Below are 1011 nucleotides of genomic sequence, written 5' to 3' on the forward strand. Positions count from 1 at the left end.
GCTGCCGTTCAGCCTGAAGGTGTTGTTGGAGAATCTGCTGCGGACCGAGGACGGGGCCAATATCACCGCCGATCATGTGCGGGCCCTGGCCGGGTGGAATCCTGAGGCGGAGCCGGATACGGAGATTCAGTTCACTCCGGCGAGGGTGATCATGCAGGACTTCACCGGGGTGCCGTGCGTGGTGGACCTGGCCACGATGCGTGAGGCGGTGGCCGAGCTTGGCGGGGATCCGAAGAAGGTGAATCCGTTGGCGCCGGCGGAGATGGTGATTGATCATTCGGTGCAGATCGATGTGTTCGGCAATGCCGGGGCGCTGGAGCGCAACATGGAGATCGAGTATCAGCGCAATGGGGAGCGGTATCAGTTCCTGCGCTGGGGCCAGACCGCGTTTGATGATTTCAAGGTGGTGCCCCCGGGGATGGGCATTGTGCACCAGGTGAACCTTGAGTACCTGGCCCGCACGGTGATGACCCGGGAGGTGACCGGGGCGGACGGGGCGACGGTGCTGCGGGCGTATCCGGATACCTGTGTGGGCACCGATTCGCACACCACCATGGTCAACGGGCTGGGCGTTTTGGGTTGGGGGGTCGGCGGGATCGAGGCGGAGGCGGCGATGCTGGGCCAGCCGGTGTCGATGCTGATCCCGCGGGTGGTCGGCTTCAGGCTCTCCGGGTCGATTCCGGCCGGGGCCACGGCCACCGATGTGGTGCTGACCATCACCGAGATGCTGCGCCGGCACGGGGTGGTGGGCAAGTTCGTGGAGTTCTACGGCGAGGGCGTGGCCGAGGTGCCGTTGGCGAACCGGGCCACGATCGGGAACATGTCCCCGGAGTTCGGCTCGACCGCGGCGATGTTCCCCATCGATGAGGTGACCCTTGAGTATCTGCGCCTGACCGGGCGCCCGGCGGAGAACGTGGCCCTGGTGGAGGCCTACGCCAAGGAACAGGGCCTGTGGCACGATCCGTCCACCGAGATCCGGTTCTCCGAATACCTGGAGCTGGACCTGTCCAC

The 1011-nt window shown here is 65.8% G+C and carries 1 protein-coding gene; it reads left to right on the forward strand.

All coding sequences use genetic code 11. The features are described 5' to 3' along the window. Positions 1-1011, forward strand: a 1011-nt coding sequence (locus tag GVV77_RS18030; protein WP_246199904.1) for an aconitase family protein, incomplete at both ends; no start/stop codon positions are given.

It is taken from the genome of Arthrobacter zhaoguopingii (assembly GCF_009828605.1).
Taxonomy (GTDB): domain Bacteria; phylum Actinomycetota; class Actinomycetes; order Actinomycetales; family Micrococcaceae; genus Arthrobacter_D; species Arthrobacter_D zhaoguopingii.